The organism is Caulobacter sp. UNC279MFTsu5.1, from assembly GCF_900114015.1.
Classification (GTDB): domain Bacteria; phylum Pseudomonadota; class Alphaproteobacteria; order Caulobacterales; family Caulobacteraceae; genus Caulobacter.
In genome coordinates, this window is the sequence record NZ_FORN01000040.1 from 17810 (window position 1) to 33564 (window position 15755).

Annotated in this window: 14 protein-coding genes; 10 read left to right on the forward strand and 4 right to left on the reverse strand. The window is 68.9% G+C overall.

Translation table 11 applies throughout. The features are described from left to right. Position 1 precedes the first annotated feature (1 nt). Positions 2–403, forward strand: coding sequence for a DUF4259 domain-containing protein (locus BM066_RS19270; RefSeq protein WP_089929973.1), 402 nt, complete (start codon positions 2–4; stop codon positions 401–403). Next, positions 400–3069, forward strand: a complete 2670-nt coding sequence (metH, locus tag BM066_RS19275; RefSeq protein ID WP_089929974.1) for a methionine synthase — start codon at positions 400–402, stop codon at positions 3067–3069. Before BM066_RS19270 ends, metH begins: the two co-directional genes overlap by 4 nt. A gap of 204 nt (positions 3070–3273) precedes the next feature. Here the strand turns inward: metH and BM066_RS19280 are convergent, their stop codons facing one another. After that, entirely contained in the window at positions 3274–4188 is a 915-nt protein-coding gene (locus BM066_RS19280; RefSeq protein ID WP_089929975.1) for a LysR family transcriptional regulator, read from the reverse strand. A gap of 107 nt (positions 4189–4295) precedes the next feature. Here BM066_RS19280 and BM066_RS19285 point away from each other — a divergent pair, with 107 nt between their 5' ends. From BM066_RS19285 to BM066_RS19300, 4 genes are all read left to right on the forward strand, one after another. After that, positions 4296–4904 carry an FMN-dependent NADH-azoreductase gene (locus BM066_RS19285; protein WP_089929976.1) on the forward strand — a complete coding sequence of 203 codons (609 nt, stop codon included), beginning with the start codon at positions 4296–4298 and terminating at the stop codon, positions 4902–4904. A 120-nt stretch (positions 4905–5024) separates the two neighbouring features. Continuing rightward, positions 5025–6089, forward strand: a complete 1065-nt coding sequence (locus BM066_RS19290) for a YjgN family protein (RefSeq protein WP_089929977.1) — start codon at positions 5025–5027, stop codon at positions 6087–6089. An 85-nt stretch (positions 6090–6174) separates the two neighbouring features. Beyond that, positions 6175–8019 carry a DUF885 domain-containing protein gene (locus tag BM066_RS19295; protein WP_089929978.1) on the forward strand — a complete coding sequence of 615 codons (1845 nt, stop codon included), beginning with the start codon at positions 6175–6177 and terminating at the stop codon, positions 8017–8019. Between the two features lie 157 nt (positions 8020–8176). After that, on the forward strand, positions 8177–9580 hold the full coding sequence (locus BM066_RS19300) for a GH1 family beta-glucosidase (RefSeq protein WP_089930003.1): 1404 nt from the start codon (positions 8177–8179) through the stop codon (positions 9578–9580). 49 nt (positions 9581–9629) lie between these two features. On the opposite strand, the gene BM066_RS19305 is transcribed toward BM066_RS19300, so the two are convergent. Continuing rightward, entirely contained in the window at positions 9630–10535 is a 906-nt protein-coding gene (locus tag BM066_RS19305) for a hypothetical protein (protein ID WP_089929979.1), read from the reverse strand. 372 nt (positions 10536–10907) lie between these two features. Here BM066_RS19305 and BM066_RS19310 point away from each other — a divergent pair, with 372 nt between their 5' ends. From BM066_RS19310 to BM066_RS19325, 4 genes are all read left to right on the forward strand, one after another. Next, a complete protein-coding gene (locus BM066_RS19310) occupies positions 10908–11603 on the forward strand; it encodes a J domain-containing protein (protein ID WP_089929980.1) in 696 nt (231 codons plus the stop codon). A gap of 127 nt (positions 11604–11730) precedes the next feature. After that, complete coding sequence (locus BM066_RS19315; RefSeq protein ID WP_089929981.1) at positions 11731–12018, forward strand: hypothetical protein; 288 nt, start codon at positions 11731–11733, stop codon at positions 12016–12018. A gap of 123 nt (positions 12019–12141) precedes the next feature. Next, positions 12142–12432: a putative quinol monooxygenase gene (locus BM066_RS19320; protein WP_089929982.1), complete on the forward strand. Its 291-nt coding sequence runs from the start codon at positions 12142–12144 to the stop codon at positions 12430–12432. 242 nt (positions 12433–12674) lie between these two features. Continuing rightward, positions 12675–13766 carry an NADH:flavin oxidoreductase gene (locus BM066_RS19325; RefSeq protein WP_089929983.1) on the forward strand — a complete coding sequence of 364 codons (1092 nt, stop codon included), beginning with the start codon at positions 12675–12677 and terminating at the stop codon, positions 13764–13766. Between the two features lie 128 nt (positions 13767–13894). Here BM066_RS19325 and BM066_RS19330 read toward each other — a convergent pair whose 3' ends face one another. Both BM066_RS19330 and BM066_RS19335 read right to left on the reverse strand, forming a co-directional pair. After that, positions 13895–14686: an SDR family NAD(P)-dependent oxidoreductase gene (locus BM066_RS19330; RefSeq protein ID WP_089929984.1), complete on the reverse strand. Its 792-nt coding sequence runs from the start codon at positions 14684–14686 to the stop codon at positions 13895–13897. A 107-nt stretch (positions 14687–14793) separates the two neighbouring features. Next, entirely contained in the window at positions 14794–15705 is a 912-nt protein-coding gene (locus BM066_RS19335) for an SMP-30/gluconolactonase/LRE family protein (protein ID WP_089929985.1), read from the reverse strand. Positions 15706–15755: the final 50 nt, after the last annotated feature.

Genomic DNA, 15755 nt, shown 5'->3' on the forward strand with positions numbered 1-15755 from the left:
CATGGGAACCTGGGCCAACGGACCGTTCGACAACGACGAGGCGATGGACTTCGTCGCCGACCTGGCCGAGGCGCCGGACTGGCGCGCGATCGTGCGGATGCTGGACCACGTCACCAAGACGGCGGGCTATCTGGAAGCCCCGGAGGGCGAGATCGCCGTGGCCGCCGCCGCCATCGTCGCGGCCGCCGTCGGCGAGGCGACGATCCTGCCCGACAGCCATCGCGAGCTGAAGGCCGCCCTGGGCGCACCGCCGGACGGCGCCGTGGCCCTGGCCCGCTCGGCCCTGGCCCGCGTGGTCGCGCCCGCCTCCGAACTCGACGAACTCTGGCAGGAGGGTGACGACCACGACGCGTGGCTCACCCAGATCGCCGCCCTGCAAACGACCTTGAGCGCCCGCCCATGAGACCTGTCTTCGTCAACATCGGTGAGCGCACCAACGTCACCGGATCGGCCAGGTTCAAGAAGCTGGTCGTCGAGGGGAACTATGGCGAGGCCCTGTCGGTGGCCCGCCAGCAGGTTGAGGCCGGCGCCCAGGTCATCGACGTCAACATGGACGAAGGCCTGCTGGACTCCAAGCAGGCCATGATCACCTTCCTGAACCTAATGGCGGCCGAGCCCGACATCGCCCGGGTGCCGGTGATGATCGACAGCTCCAAGTGGGAGGTGATCGAGGCCGGCCTGAAGTGCGTGCAGGGCAAGGCGATCGTCAACTCGATCTCGATGAAGGAAGGCGAGGCCAAGTTCATCGAGCAGGCCCGCCTGTGCCTGCGCTACGGCGCGGCCGTGGTGGTGATGGCCTTCGACGAGGTCGGCCAGGCCGACACCGCCGCCCGCAAGATCGAGATCTGCGAGAAGGCCTACAACATCCTGGTCAACAAGGTGGGCTTCCCGCCGGAAGACATCATCTTCGACCCCAACATCTTCGCCGTGGCGACCGGGATCGAGGAGCACGACAACTACGCCGTCGACTTCATCGAGGGCGCGCGCGAGATCAAGAAGCGCTGCCCTTACGCCCGGATCTCGGGCGGGGTGTCGAACGTGTCGTTCAGCTTCCGCGGCAACGAGCCGGTGCGCCGCGCCATCCACTCGGTGTTCCTGTACCACGCCATCGAGGCGGGCATGGACATGGGCATCGTCAACGCCGGCGACCTGCCGGTCTACGACACCCTGGATCCGGAGCTGCGCGAGGCCGTCGAGGACGTGATCCTCAACCGCCCGCAGCGGACCAACGTCTCCAACACCGAGCGCCTGGTCGACATGGCCCCGCGCTACAAGGGCGACAAGAGCCAGGTCCAGACCGCCAACCTGGAATGGCGCAAGGGCACGGTGAACGAGCGCATCACCCATGCCCTGGTCAACGGCATCACCGACTATATCGATCAGGACACCGAGGAAGCCCGCCTGTCGGTCGAGCGGCCGCTGCATGTGATCGAAGGCCACCTGATGGACGGCATGAACGTGGTCGGCGACCTGTTCGGCTCGGGCAAGATGTTCCTGCCGCAGGTGGTCAAGTCGGCCCGGGTGATGAAGCAGGCCGTGGCCTGGCTGGAGCCGTTCATGGAGGCCGAGAAGGCCGGCAAGCCGCGCGAGCAGGCCGGCCGCATCCTGATGGCCACGGTCAAGGGCGACGTCCACGACATCGGCAAGAACATCGTCGGCGTGGTCCTGCAGTGCAACAACTACGAGGTCATCGACCTGGGCGTGATGGTCCCGGCCGACCGGATCCTGGACGAGGCCAGGAAGCACAACGTCGACATGATCGGCCTGTCGGGCCTGATCACCCCGTCGTTGGACGAGATGGTGTTCGTGGCTTCCGAGATGGAGCGCCAGGGCTTCACCATGCCGCTGCTGATCGGCGGCGCCACCACCAGCCGCACCCACACGGCGGTCAAGATCGAGCCGTCCTACCGCGCCGGCCCGACCACCTATGTGCTGGACGCCAGCCGGGCGGTGGGCGTGGTCTCGTCGCTGCTGTCGGCGAGCGAACGCGACCGGGTGGTGGCCGAGACCCGGGCCGAATACGTCAAGGTGCGCGAACAGTACGCCCGCGGTCAGACGGCCAAGGCCCGCACCGCCATCGGCGAGGCCCGCAAGCGCAAATACGCCATCGACTGGACCGGCTACGCGCCGCCCAAGCCGACCTTCGTCGGCACGCGAACCTTCGAGCCGTCCCTGGCCGAACTGGTCCCGTTCATCGACTGGTCGCCGTTCTTCGCCAGCTGGGAGCTGATCGGCCGCTTCCCGCAGATCCTGGAGGACGACGTCGTCGGCCAGGCCGCCACCGACCTCTATCGCGACGCCCGCGCCATGCTCGACAAGGTGGTGGCCGAGAAGTGGTTCGGGGCCAAGGGGGTGGTCGGCTTCTGGCCGGCCCAGGCCGACGGCGACGACATCGTTCTCTATACGGACGAATCCCGTTCGACCGAGCTGACCCGGCTGTTCACCCTGCGCCAGCAGATGGACAAGTCCGAGGGCAAGGCCAACCTGGCCCTGGCCGACTTCGTCGCGCCGATCGGGCAGGGCGGCGACTATATCGGCGGTTTCGCCGTCACCGCCGGCCACGGCGAGGACGAGGTCGTCAAGCGCTTCAAGGACGCCGGCGACGACTACAGCGCCATCATGGCCAGCGCCCTGGCCGACCGCCTGGCCGAGGCCTTCGCCGAGTGGCTGCACTACAAGGCCCGCGTCGAGCTGTGGGGCTACGCCCCCGACGAGCGCGAGGACGTCGACGTGATGATCGCCGAGAAGTACCAGGGCATCCGCCCCGCGCCCGGCTATCCGGCCCAGCCCGACCACACCGAGAAGGGCACGCTGTTCAAGCTGCTGGACGCCGAGGCGGCCACCGGCATGATCCTGACCGAGAGCTACGCCATGAGCCCCGGCGCCGCGGTGTCGGGCTTCTATTTCAGCCACCCGCAGAGCCACTATTTCGGCGTCGGCAAGGTCGACCTCGACCAGGTCGAGGACTATGCCCGTCGCAAGGGCTGGGACGTGGCCCTGGCCGAAAAGTGGCTGTCGCCGATCCTCAACTACGACCCGGCCGCGCGGACGCGGGGCGAGGCGGCGTAGCCCCCTCGGTCGCTACGCGACAGCTCCCCCAGAGCTGGAACATCTAGGCGTTCTAGTTCCTCCCCCTTTTGGGGGAGGCGGCCCGGAGGGCCGGAGGGGGTCAGGCCAGCAGGTCCGCCAGCCTCATGGCCAGGGCCGGCGCCAGCAGCGCCGGCACCTCGGCGTCGGCCTCGAACACCTCGACGGACCGGTAGCCCGCGGCCGTCATCCCTGGCTCGGGCACTGCTCGGCCGTGTCCTTCAGTCGTTCGATCAGCCACCGCCCCGCCGGGCCGGGCGGCGTGTCGGCGCGGTGGGCGGCGGACATCGGCATCAAGTAGCCGCCGGTCGGGGCGTCGCGCATCTTCAGCTCGACCAGGGTCCCGGCCTCGAGCTCGGCCTCGACCCGGTCCCAGGGCATGCCGCCCCAGCCCAGGCCAGCGCGCAGGAAGGCGTGCTTGGCGCCCAGGTCGGCCAACCGCCAGGTGCGGGTCGAGAACACTCCGAACTCGCGGCCCTGGGTCAGGGGCGAGCGGTCGGTCAGCACCAGCTGGAGGTGGCCCGCCACGTCCTCCGGCGACAGCGGGCCGGGCAGGGCGGCCAGCGGGTGGCCGGCGGCGGCGACCTGGACCATCCGCAGGGTGATCAGCCGCTCGCGCACCAGCTCCGGCGGGGCGTCGGGCAGCGAGCCCAACACTCCGAACGCGCAGCGGCCGTCCAGCACCGGCTGCAGCACCGCGCCCAGGGCCTCGACATGGATGCGCAGGGCGGTATCGGGGAAATGGTGCTGGAAGTCGCCGATCGCATGGGTCAGCACCGCCATCGGGAACAGCACGTCGACGACGATCGACACCTCGGGCTCCAACCCGCCGGCCAGGCTGGCGGCGCGGGCCTTGAAGGCGTCCATGCGGCCGGCCACCTCGCGGGCCTCGACGACCAGCGCGCGGCCGGCCTCGGTCAGCACCGGCAGGCGGGCGGCGCGATCGAACAGGCGCACGCCGATCTGGCCCTCCAGATTGGCCAGGGTCTGGCTGACCACCGACTGGGCGCGGCCCAGCTTGCGGCCGGCCGCCGAGAAGCTGCCTTCGTCGGCGGCGGCCAGGAAGGTGCGCATCTGGTCGAGAGTGACGCCGTCCAGCATGTATCGATTCTAACGATGGATCTTATCTAATCATATAGGCTGATGCGCTGGATTGGGAAGGCCTAAATCCCCTGTCGCGCCAGAGGGCGCTTCGGAGTTCCAAGGTCATGAAACTGCTTCACATCGATTCCAGCATCCTAGGCGCCGGCTCGGTGAGCCGCACGCTGTCGGCCGCGATCGTCGCCGCCCAGCAAGCGCAGAACCCGGGTCTGCAGGTCAGCTATCGCGACCTGGCCGCCCAGCCGGTCGGCCACCTGTCGGGCGCTCATCTGGCCGCCGGCCAGGGCGTCGTGCCGGAAGACGCGGCCTTGGCCGCCGACATCGCCGACGGCGCGGCCGTGCTCGACGCGTTCCTGGCCGCCGACATCGTCGTGGTCGGGGCGCCGATGTACAACTTCTCGATCTCCACCCAGCTCAAGGCCTGGATCGACCGCCTGGCGATCGCCGGCCGCACCTTCCGCTACACCGAGAACGGGCCCGAGGGCCTGGCCGGCGGCAAGACGGTGATCATCGCCTCGTCGCGCGGCGGCTTCTATGGTGAAGGCACGCCGGCCGCGTTCCTCGACCACCAGGAGACCTACCTGAAGGGCGTCTTCAACTTCTTCGGAATCACCGACGTTCGCTTCATCCGCGCCGAGGGCGTGGCCCTGGGCGACGAGCAGCGCACCAAATCGGTCGAAGGCGCCCAGGCGCAGATCGAGCGCCTGGCGGCGTAGGGTCCCAGCGGCGGGGCGGGCGACAGTCCGCCCTCGCGACACGACCGGTTGACCCGAAGTTGCAATCCGCCCACTCCTACGTTGCGCGCAGTGGCGCTTCGAGACCTAACGGGGGAATTCATGACGGACGCGACCGCGCCCGCTTCGGGCGAGACGCTGACGTTCGGCCAGACGCTGAAGTCGTCGGACTTCGTCGGGCTGGGGATCAAGAACGGCCTGCTAAATTTAGTGACGTTCGGCGTCTACAGCTTCTGGGGCAAGACCGCGACGCGGCGAAGCATCTGGGAGAAGGTCAGCCTGAACGGCGAGGCCTTTAGCTACACTGGCAAGGGGCTGGAGCTGTTCCTCGGCTTCCTGCTGGGCATGGCGGTCCTGCTCGTGCCCTATGTGGCGGTGGTCATCCTGACGATGGTCAACCACTTCTTCCTCCTCCTGATGTTCCCGCTGTACTTCGGCTTCATCGTGGCGCTGGGAGCGGCCGTGTTCATGGCGTTCCGCTACATCGCCGGCCGCACGCGCTGGCGGGGCACGCGGTTCCAGCTGATCGGCTCGCCGGCCAGGTTCGGCTGGTCCTATCTGGGCTATTTCCTGCTGATGCTCGTCACCCTGGGCTGGTTCTCGCCGGCCATGACGATGCGGCTGTCGGGAAAGCTTTGGGGCGGCCTGGCGTACGGCGACAAGAAGCTGGACTGGCAGCGCTCGGACAAGGAAGGCCTCTACGGCCCGTTCACCCTGGCCTGGCTGGTGGGGATCGGCGGCTATGTCGGCCTGATCGCCATGATGGTCCCGTCGATGGCCGCCCAGGCCGGCGGCGCGCCCGACCTGGCGCTGATCGGCCGGCTCTACGCCTTCCTGCTGGTCTACATCGTGCTCGTGGTGCTGGCCTCGTCCGCCTACTACGCCGCGGTGATGCGGGCCGTGATCGGGGCGATCCGCCTGGACGGGGCCCGTTTCTCCATCAAGGTGACGGCCGTCGAACTGATCGTGCTCAGTCTGACCAACGCGCTGATCCTGATCTTCTCGCTGGGCTTCCTGCTGCCGGTGGCCGAGGCGCGTTCGGCGCGCTTCGTGCTGTCGCGCCTGTCCAGCACGGGCACGGTTGATCTGTCGGGCGTCCGGCAGGCGCCGGCCGGCTCGGGCAGCGACGAGGGCTTGGCGGACGCGTTCGGGATCAGCACCTTCTGATCCGAAAGGGGACGCCCCGCCCGCGAGGGCGTGGGCGTCCCCGTCGAACTCGGCTAGGTTTCCCGGCGAATCCGGGAGGCGCTGCGTGAGCCAGTTCAATCGACGTGACGTTCTGGCGCTGGGCGCCGCGACCGTGGCCCTGGGCGCGAGCGGTCAGGCCTTGGCCGCCGCCGCGCCCAAGAGCGCTTCGGGCGATGCGGCCGCCGAGGCCCTGCTGTCCCAGGTCGCCGAAGACCTGATGCGGGAATATCCCGAGAACGCCTCGGCCCTGGGCCTGGACAAGGACAAGCGGGCCGCCCTGAAGTCCAGCCTGACCGACCGCTCGCTGGAAGGTCGCGGCAAGTTGGCCGCCGCCGCCCGGGCGCGGGTCGCCAAGATGAGGGCGGTCGACCGCAAGGGGCTGAGCCCTGCTGCCGCCCTCGACCTGGGCGTCGTCCAGACCGCCCACGACCTGGCCGTCGAGGGCTTCGACTTTCCCTATGGCGACGCGATCGGCCTGTCGTCGCAGTGGTCCTACCGCAACGCGCCCTATGTGGTGGCCCAGAACACCGGGGCCTTCGTCGAGACGCCGGACTTCCTGGACAGCCTGCACGGCGTGGCCAATGCGGCCGACGTCGAGTCCTATCTCCACCGCCTGGAGCTCTACGCCGCCCAGCTGGACGGCGAGACGGCGCGGCTGAGGCACGACGGCGCGCTGGGCGTGATCGCCCCCGACTTCCTGCTGGACAAGACGCTGAAGCAGCAGAAGGGCGCCCGCGCCCAGCCGATCGCCGAGTGGGGCCTTGTCACCTCGCTGGCCAGGAAGGCCAAGGACATCCCGGGCAACCACGCGCGCCGCGCCGCCGCCATCGTCGAAGGCAGGATCGCCCCGGCCATGGACCGCCAGATCGCCGAACTGACCGCCCACCGCGCCAGGGCGACCTCCGACGCCGGCGCCTGGAAGCTGCCGGAGGGCGAGGCCTACTACGCCTGGGCATTGCGGGCCGGCACGACCAGCCGCATGGCGCCGGACGAGGTCCACCAGATGGGTCAGGAACAGCTGAAGGCGCTGTTTTCCCGCATGGATACCCTGCTGAAGGCCCAGGGCCTGACCCAGGGCAGCGTCGGGGCGCGGATGAAGGCCCTGGGCGAGGACCCCCGGAACCTGTTTCCCAACACCGACGAAGGCCGGGCCCAGATCCTGGCCTATCTGAACGGCCGGGTCGCCGACATCCGCACCCGCCTGCCGCGCGCCTTCGCCACCCTCGTGCCGGGCAATCTGGTCATCAAGCGGGTGCCGGTCGAGATACAGGACGGGGCGCCGGGCGGCTATGCGGCGGCCGGCTCGATCGATGGGACCGTGCCAGGCAACTACTACATCAACCTGCGCGACACGGGCATGTGGCCGCGCTACGGCCTGCCGACCTTGACCTATCACGAGGGCCTGCCGGGCCACATCTGGCAGGGGGAATACACCTACAAGCTGCCGCTGGTCCGCTCGCTGCTGGCCTTCAACGCCTATTCGGAAGGCTGGGCGCTGTACGCCGAGCAGTTGGCCGACGAGCTGGGCGCCTATGACGGCGATCCGTTGGGCCAGTTGGGCTACCTGCAGTCGATCGCCTTCCGGGCCTGCCGCCTGGTGGTCGACACCGGCATCCATGCCAAGCGCTGGACCCGCGACCAGGCGATCGACTGGTTCGTGACCACCAACGGCTCGACCCGCGCGGAGGTGCAGGGCGAGGTCGACCGCTACTGCGCCTGGCCGGGCCAGGCCTGCGGCTACAAGGTGGGGCACAGCGAAATCGTCCGCTTGCGGAGCAAGGCCCAGGCCGCGCTCGGCGCTCGGTTCGAGCTGCGCGCCTTCGACGACGCGGTGGTGATGGGCGGCAACGTCCCGCTGACCGAACTGGAGGGCGTAATCGACGCCTACATCGCGGGTGGCCGGACCTGAAAGCCCTCCGCCCTCGGAAGTGAGGCGGTCGTGAGAGTCTAGCCAAAGCTCGCGCTTTGCGTTCATCCTGAGATCGCACGGAGGCGTTCGACCTCCGGCGGGATAGGGGGCGAAGGTGGACAACGGCATCAGCCGCAGGACGCTGGGCGCGCTGGCGATGGGCGGAGCGGCGAGCGTGGGTCTGGGCGGCTGCGGCCGCGTCGGGCCGACCGAGGCGACGGTGAAGTCCCGTCAGTTCCCGAAGGACTTCGTCTGGGGCGTGGCGACGGCGGCCTTCCAGACCGAGGGCTCGTCCGCCGCGGACGGTCGCGGCCCCAGCATCTGGGACAGCTTCGAGAAACAGCCAGGGCGGATCAAGGACGGCTCGAACGCCGACCTCGCGACCGACAGCTACCGCCGCTACGCCGAGGACGTCGACCTGATCGCTGGGGCGGGGCTGAAGGCCTTCCGCTTCTCGATCGCCTGGTCTCGGGTGCTGCCCACGGGGGAAGGGACGGTCAACGCCGCGGGCCTGGACCACTATGACCGTCTGGTCGACGCCTGCTTGGCCAAGGGGATCACGCCCTACGCCACCCTGTTCCACTGGGACCTGCCGCAGGCCCTGCAGGACAAGGGCGGCTGGAGCGCGCGCGACACCGCCAGGAGCTTCGCCGACTACGCCGCCGCCGTGGCCGCGCGTCTGGGCGACCGGCTCAAGCATTTCATCACCCTGAACGAGCCGGCCGTGCACACGGTGTTCGGCCACGTGCTGGGCGAGCATGCGCCGGGGCTGAAGGACATCGCCCTGCTGGGGCCGACCACCCATCACATGAACCTCGGCCAGGGTCTGGCGATCCAGGCCTTGCGCGCGGCTCGGGGCGACCTGCGGATCGGCACGACCCAGGCGCTGCAGCCGTGTCGCGCATCGGGCGGCGCCCTGGCGTTCTGGAACCGTCCCGCGGCCGACGGCCTGGACGGCCTATGGAATCGGGCCTGGCTGGATCCGCTGCTGAAGGGGACCTATCCGGCGCTGATGGACGAGTTCCTCAAGGGCCATGTCCGCGACGGCGACCTTGCGGCCATACATCAGCCGATCGACTTCCTGGGGGTCAACTACTACGCCCCGGCCTATGTGAAACTGGACCTGGCCAGCCCCAGCCACATCGCGGCGGGCGCGCCGCCGAGGGGCGCCGAACTGGACGCCTTCGGCCGGCAGGTCGACCCGTCGGGCCTGGTCGAAGTGCTGGAGATGGTCCGCCGCGACTATGGCGACCCGCCGGTGCTGATCACCGAGAACGGCTGCTCCGACCCGTTCGGGAGCGGCCCGGCCGTGATCGACGACGGCTTTCGGATCCAGTACCTGCGCCGGCACATCGAGGCGGTGAAGCGCGCCATGGAGGCCGGCTCGCGGATCGGCGGCTACTTCACCTGGACCCTGATCGACAACTGGGAGTGGGACATCGGCTACACGTCGAAGTTCGGCCTGGTGGCGATGGACCGCGCGACCGGCGTGCGCACGCCCAAGGCGTCGTACGGCTGGTTCAAGAACGTGGCGACGACGGGGATGTTGCCGACGGGCTAGAGGCGATCGGGGACACGCACATGGGCGTGTCCCCAGCCGTGGCGAGACTTCAGTCCGCCTTGCAGATCAGCACGTTCTTGCCGCCACGCTTGGCGGGGACCAGGCTGCCGGCGCAGGGCTTGGGGTCGTTCGGGTCGATGATGACCTCGCCCTTGGCGGCCAGCGGCATGGCCGCGGGCTTGGCGCCGATCGGCGTCAGGGCGGCGGCGGTCTTCTTGGCGGCGGGCTTGGCCGCCGGCTGGACCTTCGGCTTGGTGGCGGCCGGGGTCTTGACCGGAGCCTCGGCGACGGGAGCCTCGGCCGGCGGGGTCTCCGCGACCGGCGCGGGCGCGGGCGCCTCAGGCTCGGCCGTCGGCGCGGCGGTTTCCACGGCGCTGGGCGCGGGCTCCGCGGCCGTGGTCCTGGCGGTCGACGCGGCGCCCTTCTTGACGTTGTAGTTCAGGGCCTGGCCGAACAGGTTGGACTTGGTCTCCAGGGCCTTGGCGCGAGTGTCGCAGTCGCCGGGCGGGCTCCAGCTCATCCACACCTGGGCCAGGCGCGCCTTGTCGATCTGATCTGCGCCGGTCCAGACCGAATGGCCCTTCTTGATCGCCGCCGCGCCATATTCCGAGATCGGGCGGGGGCTGGCCTTCTCGGCCGCGACGATGGCCGAGCGGTAGACCGCGAGGTCCTTCTTGGCCTGCTCGCGCATCGCCGGATATTCCTTCATGGCCGCGTTGAAGCCATCGGGGCCGGGGAAGGTCTTCTCGATGCGGGTCACCTCCGGCATCACCTTGTCGTACAGCTCGACATAGCCGCCCAGGGCGCCGTAGCACCAGCCGACATAGCCGTAGTCGTCGGTCGGGGCGGTGGCGGCGGGCTGGGTGCGGGGCGGGGGAGCCGAAGCGGTCGGCGCGGTGGACACTGGAGCGTCCTGGGCGATCAGAGCCAGGGCGAGAAGAAAGGCGGTCGCCATGCGGGCGGAGGTCCTCTTTGTAGGGCGTCGCTCAGAGAGTCGGTCGCGTTCGAATAGAGCATTTCCGGCCGCATTGGGACCGGAGCATGGCAGTCGGCCGTTTTGCACCGCCGTCGACCAAGCGGCGCCATAACGGCTGGATCACCCAAAACGCTCCCGCCGGCGGCAAAGATTCCTGTGCGCAGCCGGGCGTTGCGCGAGTCGGCGGCGCCGCCGCACGTTACAAAGTTTCAATGTGCGCCGCAGCAGGCAGCGGGTGGGGGCATGACGTTTTTGTGCTAGAAGGCAAAACGGGAGCGTGATCCGTTGAGAGGCGGGGGACGTATCTCCGCCGTCATCACTCCGCCACGCTTCTGGACTTTCGTCATAGCCATGACCTTCTGGCGTAACATCGCAACCCTCGCCGCGCGCCGGTTGGACATGGCCGAGTGCCAGGAATGTCCGCCCGGCCTGCCTGGGCAGGATCCGGCCTTCTCGACCGCGGTCACGGCGTTGGGCGCGAAGCTGGCCAAGGCCGACGGCTCGGCCGACGGCGACGAATACGCCGCCTTCGCCGAGGTGTTCCATCCCGACCCCGAGTCGGAGAACAACATCCACCGCCTGTACGACCTGGCGCGCCAGACGACGCACGGCTTCGAGAGTTACGCCAAGCGTCTGGCCAAGCGCTATCGCACCTGCCCGCAGATCCTCGAGGACGTGCTGGACGGCCTGTTCCACATCGCCAAGGCCGACGGGGCGGTGACCCAGGAGGAGCTGAGCTACCTGGAGCGGGTGGCCGACCTGTTCGGCATGTCGCCGCTGTCGTTCCGCCGCCTGACCGCGACTCACATCGGGGCCGAGCCGGACGACCCCTACCGTATCCTCGACGTGCCGGCCGACGCCGACGACGCGGTGGTGCACTCGGCCTGGCGGGCGGCCATGTCGGAGGCCCACCCCGACCGCGCCCGGGCCCGCGGCCTGCCGCTGGAGTTCATCGAGGTGGCCGAGGCCAAGTCGGCGGCCATCAACGCCGCCTTCAGCACGGTGATGCGCGAACGCCGTGAATTGGCCGGTCTGGCGGCGAACTGAGGCCGCCAAATCGCCACGGTTAGCGCCGAATTCATTTTACGGAACGATCGGCCGGGTGTTCAGTTGACGTTCAGTATTGGCGCCCCATCTTGATTTCATCGGGCGGGGCACGCCTGCGAGGACGACCATGGAGACAGGTAAGGCTACCGGTATCGCTTGGCGCAGCCTGGCCACGCTGGCCGGCGCCGTGGCGACCTCCATCGCCGTCGCCGCCGCGGCCGTGATCGCGGTGGTGTTCGCCGCCACCCTGGTGGTCATCGGCTTCATGGCCACCGCCCTTCTCGGTCTCGCCGCCTTCGCCTTCCGAGGCCGCGCCGCGCACGCCGCCGCTCCCAGCGGCGACCCTGGCCTGATCGAGGCCCGCCACATGGGCGGCCACTCGTGGGTGGCCTACGGCTGGAACGAGCGGCGATAGGGCGCTTCCCGCATCGATCTCATTTTGACGGCAATGGGGGAATCTAGACCCCTTGCTCTCCGCTGCGGCTTCCTCGACATTGTCTTCAAACAAATGTTTGGCTGAAAGCCTCGGGAGGACGACATGATCGGCGTGGTGGCGGTGCTGAAGGTGCAGCCGGACAAGGCGGGCGACTTCGAAGCGGTGTTCCTCGACCTGCAGAACAAGGTGAAGGCCAACGAGCCGGGCTGCCTGGTCTACCAGCTGACCCGCAGCAAGGCCGAGGCCGGGACCTACAAGGTGCTGGAACTCTACGCCTCGGAAGACGCCCTGAAGGCCCACGGCGCCAGCGACTATTTCAAGGCCGCCGGCGCGGCCATGGGGCCGTTCATGGCCGGCCGGCCCGAGATCGAATATCTCGACGCGGTGGAGTAGGAGCCTTGGATCTCGCCTGCTCGCCTGCCGCTGCGTATTCGCAGCGCGCCACCTCCCCGCTGCGCAGGTGAGGAGGATGCAGCTTCTCCTCCCCGTGAAACGGGGGAGGTGGCGGCGAAGCCGACGGAGGGGGCGTCCAGCGGCTCCACGGGACACAATCCCCGTTTCAGTTTTTCTGCGTGGTTTTGAAACGCAACCCACTGCATAAGCTTTCAAACAACCGTTTCCCCTGGAGCCGCCTCATGGCCCTCGACGCCCTGTTCAAGCCGTTCGAATTCAAGTCGCTGAAGCTGCCCAACCGGGTGGTCATGGCCCCGATGACGCGGTCGTTCTCGCCCGGCGGGGTGGCCACCGACGACGTCGCCGCCTACTACCGCCGCCGCGCCGAGAACCAGGTCGGGCTGATCGTCACCGAGGGCACGGGCGTGGCCCGGCCGGCCTCGCTGAACGACGCCAACATCCCGCGCTTCCATGGCGCAAAGGAGTTGGCGGCCTGGAAGAAGGTGGTCGACGAGGTGCACGCCGCCGGCGGCCTGATCGCCCCGCAGCTGTGGCATGTGGGCTCGGCCAAGGGCAAGGACGTGCTGGGCAAGATCGACAGCCCCTCGGGCATCTCCAAGCCGGGCGGCAATCCGTTCACCGAACCGATGACCGACGAGGACGTGGCCGACACCATTGCCGCCTTCGCCAGCGCCGCCGCCAACGCCAAGGCGCTGGGCTTCGACGCCATCGAACTGCACGGCGCCCACGGCTACCTGATCGACCAGTTTTTCTGGAACGGCACCAATGTCCGCGACGACGGGTTCGGCGGGCCCTCGATCGCCGAGCGCAGCAAGTTCGCCGCCGAGATTCTGCGGGCTGTCCGCGCCGCCGTCGGCCCGGACTATCCGGTGATCATCCGCCTGTCGCAATGGAAGCAGCAGGACTACGCGGTCAAGAACGCCGAGACCCCGCAGTTGCTGGAGGCCTGGCTGCAGCCGCTGGCCGACGCCGGCGCCGACATCTTCCACTGCTCGCAACGCCGGTTCTGGGAGCCGGAGTTCGAGGGCAGCGACCTGAACTTCGCCGGCTGGACCAAGAAACTGACCGGCGCCCCGACCATCACCGTCGGCTCGGTGGGCCTGTCGGGCGAGTTCATCGCGGCCTTCGGCGGCGAAGGCAGCCAGCCCGCCTCGCTGGACGGCCTGCTGGAGCGCCTGGAGCGCGACGAGTTCGACCTGGTCGGCGTCGGCCGCGCGATCCTGCAGGACCCCGAGTGGGTGGTGAAGATCCGCGACGGCCGCGCGGACGAGCTGAAGAGCTTCGAGCGGTCGGCGCTGGGGGTGCTGTACTAGGGCCAAGATGCTCCCCCTTTGGGGGAGCTGTCGCGGAGCGACTGAGGGGGCCTTTTGGCCCAGGCCGCGCCGACCCCCTCCGGCCCTCCGGGCCACCTCCCCCAGAGGGGGAGGACCTGCCCGGCCCGCTAGGCGATCGTCGTGACCAGCCCGCCCTCGACCTTCAGCGACGCGCCGTTGGTCGCCGCCGAAAGGGGGCTGGCGACGTAGGCCACGAGGCTGGCCACTTCCTGCGGCTCGATCATCCGCTGCAGCAGCGACGATGAGCGGTGCTTGGTGAAGAACTCGACCTCGTGTTCCTGGGTCGTGCCTTCCGGGTTGCTGGACACGCTCTTCAGGAAGTCGGCGATGGCCGCCGCGCGGGTCGGGCCGGGCAGGACCGAATTGACCGTCACCCCCGTGCCCTTGGTCTGCTGGGCCATGCCGCGCGCCACCGCCAGCTGGGCGCTCTTGGTCATGCCGTAGTGGACCATCTCGCCGGGGATCGCGAGGCCGCTTTCGCTGGAGATGAAGATCACCCGGCCCCAGTTGCGCTCCAGCATGCCCGGAAAATAGCCGCGCGACAGACGCACGCCGCTCATCACATTGACCTCGAACAGATGCAGCCAGTCTTCGTCGGTGATGTCGGCGAAGGCCTTCATCTCGTAGATGCCGAGATTGTTGACCAGGATGTCGACCTGGGGAACGGCATCCAGCAGTCGAGCCGCCCCCTCGGCGGTGGCCGCGTCGGCCAGCACGCCCTCGACCTTAGCGCCGCCCGAGGCGCGGATGCTGTCCACGGCCGCGTCGAGCTTGGCTTGGCTGCGGCCGACGACGAACACCTTGGCGCCCTCCACGGCCAGGGCGCGGGCGATTTCCAGGCCGATGCCGGCGGTCGAGCCGGTCACCAGGGCGGTCTTGTCTTCGAGTTTGAGATCCATCTAGGGACTCCTTGTGCTTGCGAGCTCCTAGCTAGGGACGCGGAAGCAGCCGAGCCATGCCGGCGCAGGCACATGGCTTGTGATTTCAATTCACAGGTCGATCGAACTCAGGCGTTGAAGTTCAGCTTCAGCCCCGGTCGCGGCCAGCGCGCCTTGTAGAGTTTGCCTGTTCCCGAGGCCGTGATCCAGGCGTCGCGCATGTCGGCCCCGCCGAAGCAGATATTGGTCACGATCACGTCGGGCGCGGCGTGGTGCTCGGTCGTCCCGTCGGGCGAGAAGACGGTGATCCCGCCGTTGATGATCGTCGCCACGCAGACCTTGCCGTCGGCCGCGACCGCCAGGCTGTCCAGCAGTTGGTAGCCCGGCAGGTTGCAGACTACGTTCCCCGGCTGCAGCGGCGCGGGATCGGCCAGCACGCCCGGCTCGACCACCTCGAACGACCACAGCCGGCCCAGCATCGTGTCGGCCATGTAGAGGGTCTTCTCGTCGGGCGAGAGGCCCACGCCGTTGGGCGAGACGAAATGGTCGCGCCAGCGGACGATCTTCGAGCCGTCGGGCAGGGCGTAATAGAGCGCGCCGTGCTTGCGGCCGTCCGGCGTGCTGCAGCCGTGGTCAGTGAACCAGAAACCGCCCTGCCGGTCGAAGACCAGGTCGTTGGGACCCACCAACCGCTTACCGTCGCATTCGGTGTAGAGCGTGGTCACCGCCCCGGTCGCCGGATCGACCCGCTGGATCGAGCCGCCCTGGTGGCTGGGCGGGGTGGGGCCAGGCACGTTGAGGCCGCCCATGTCGATGAACTGGAAGCTGCCGCCGTTGTTGGCGACATAGAGCGCCCCATCCGGGCCGACGGCTACGCCGTTGGGGCCGCCGGGGACCTGAGCCACCGTCTCCTTGCGGCCGTCGGGACGCACCCGGGTCAGGACCTGGCCCTGGATTTCGGCCAGGATCACCGAACCGTCGGCCATGGCGACCGGCCCTTCCGGAAATCGCAGGCCCTCGGTGACGAGTTCCAGCTCCATGCGTCTCTCTCCCTGGGATGGCGCCTCTGACGGGCGCGTCCTGGGAGTAA

Excerpts from the sequence above, each read along its gene's own strand:
- BM066_RS19270 (WP_089929973.1), top strand. The coding sequence starts at position 2 with ATGGGAACCTGGGCCAACGGACCGTTCGACAACGACGAGGCGATGGAC.
- metH (WP_089929974.1), top strand. The coding sequence starts at position 400 with ATGAGACCTGTCTTCGTCAACATCGGTGAGCGCACCAACGTCACCGGA.
- BM066_RS19280 (WP_089929975.1), bottom strand. The coding sequence starts at position 4,188 with ATGCTGGACGGCGTCACTCTCGACCAGATGCGCACCTTCCTGGCCGCC.
- BM066_RS19285 (WP_089929976.1), top strand. The coding sequence starts at position 4,296 with ATGAAACTGCTTCACATCGATTCCAGCATCCTAGGCGCCGGCTCGGTG.
- BM066_RS19290 (WP_089929977.1), top strand. The coding sequence starts at position 5,025 with ATGACGGACGCGACCGCGCCCGCTTCGGGCGAGACGCTGACGTTCGGC.
- BM066_RS19300 (WP_089930003.1), top strand. The coding sequence starts at position 8,177 with ATGGGCGGAGCGGCGAGCGTGGGTCTGGGCGGCTGCGGCCGCGTCGGG.
- BM066_RS19305 (WP_089929979.1), bottom strand. The coding sequence starts at position 10,535 with ATGGCGACCGCCTTTCTTCTCGCCCTGGCTCTGATCGCCCAGGACGCT.
- BM066_RS19310 (WP_089929980.1), top strand. The coding sequence starts at position 10,908 with ATGACCTTCTGGCGTAACATCGCAACCCTCGCCGCGCGCCGGTTGGAC.
- BM066_RS19315 (WP_089929981.1), top strand. The coding sequence starts at position 11,731 with ATGGAGACAGGTAAGGCTACCGGTATCGCTTGGCGCAGCCTGGCCACG.
- BM066_RS19320 (WP_089929982.1), top strand. The coding sequence starts at position 12,142 with ATGATCGGCGTGGTGGCGGTGCTGAAGGTGCAGCCGGACAAGGCGGGC.
- BM066_RS19325 (WP_089929983.1), top strand. The coding sequence starts at position 12,675 with ATGGCCCTCGACGCCCTGTTCAAGCCGTTCGAATTCAAGTCGCTGAAG.
- BM066_RS19330 (WP_089929984.1), bottom strand. The coding sequence starts at position 14,686 with ATGGATCTCAAACTCGAAGACAAGACCGCCCTGGTGACCGGCTCGACC.
- BM066_RS19335 (WP_089929985.1), bottom strand. The coding sequence starts at position 15,705 with ATGGAGCTGGAACTCGTCACCGAGGGCCTGCGATTTCCGGAAGGGCCG.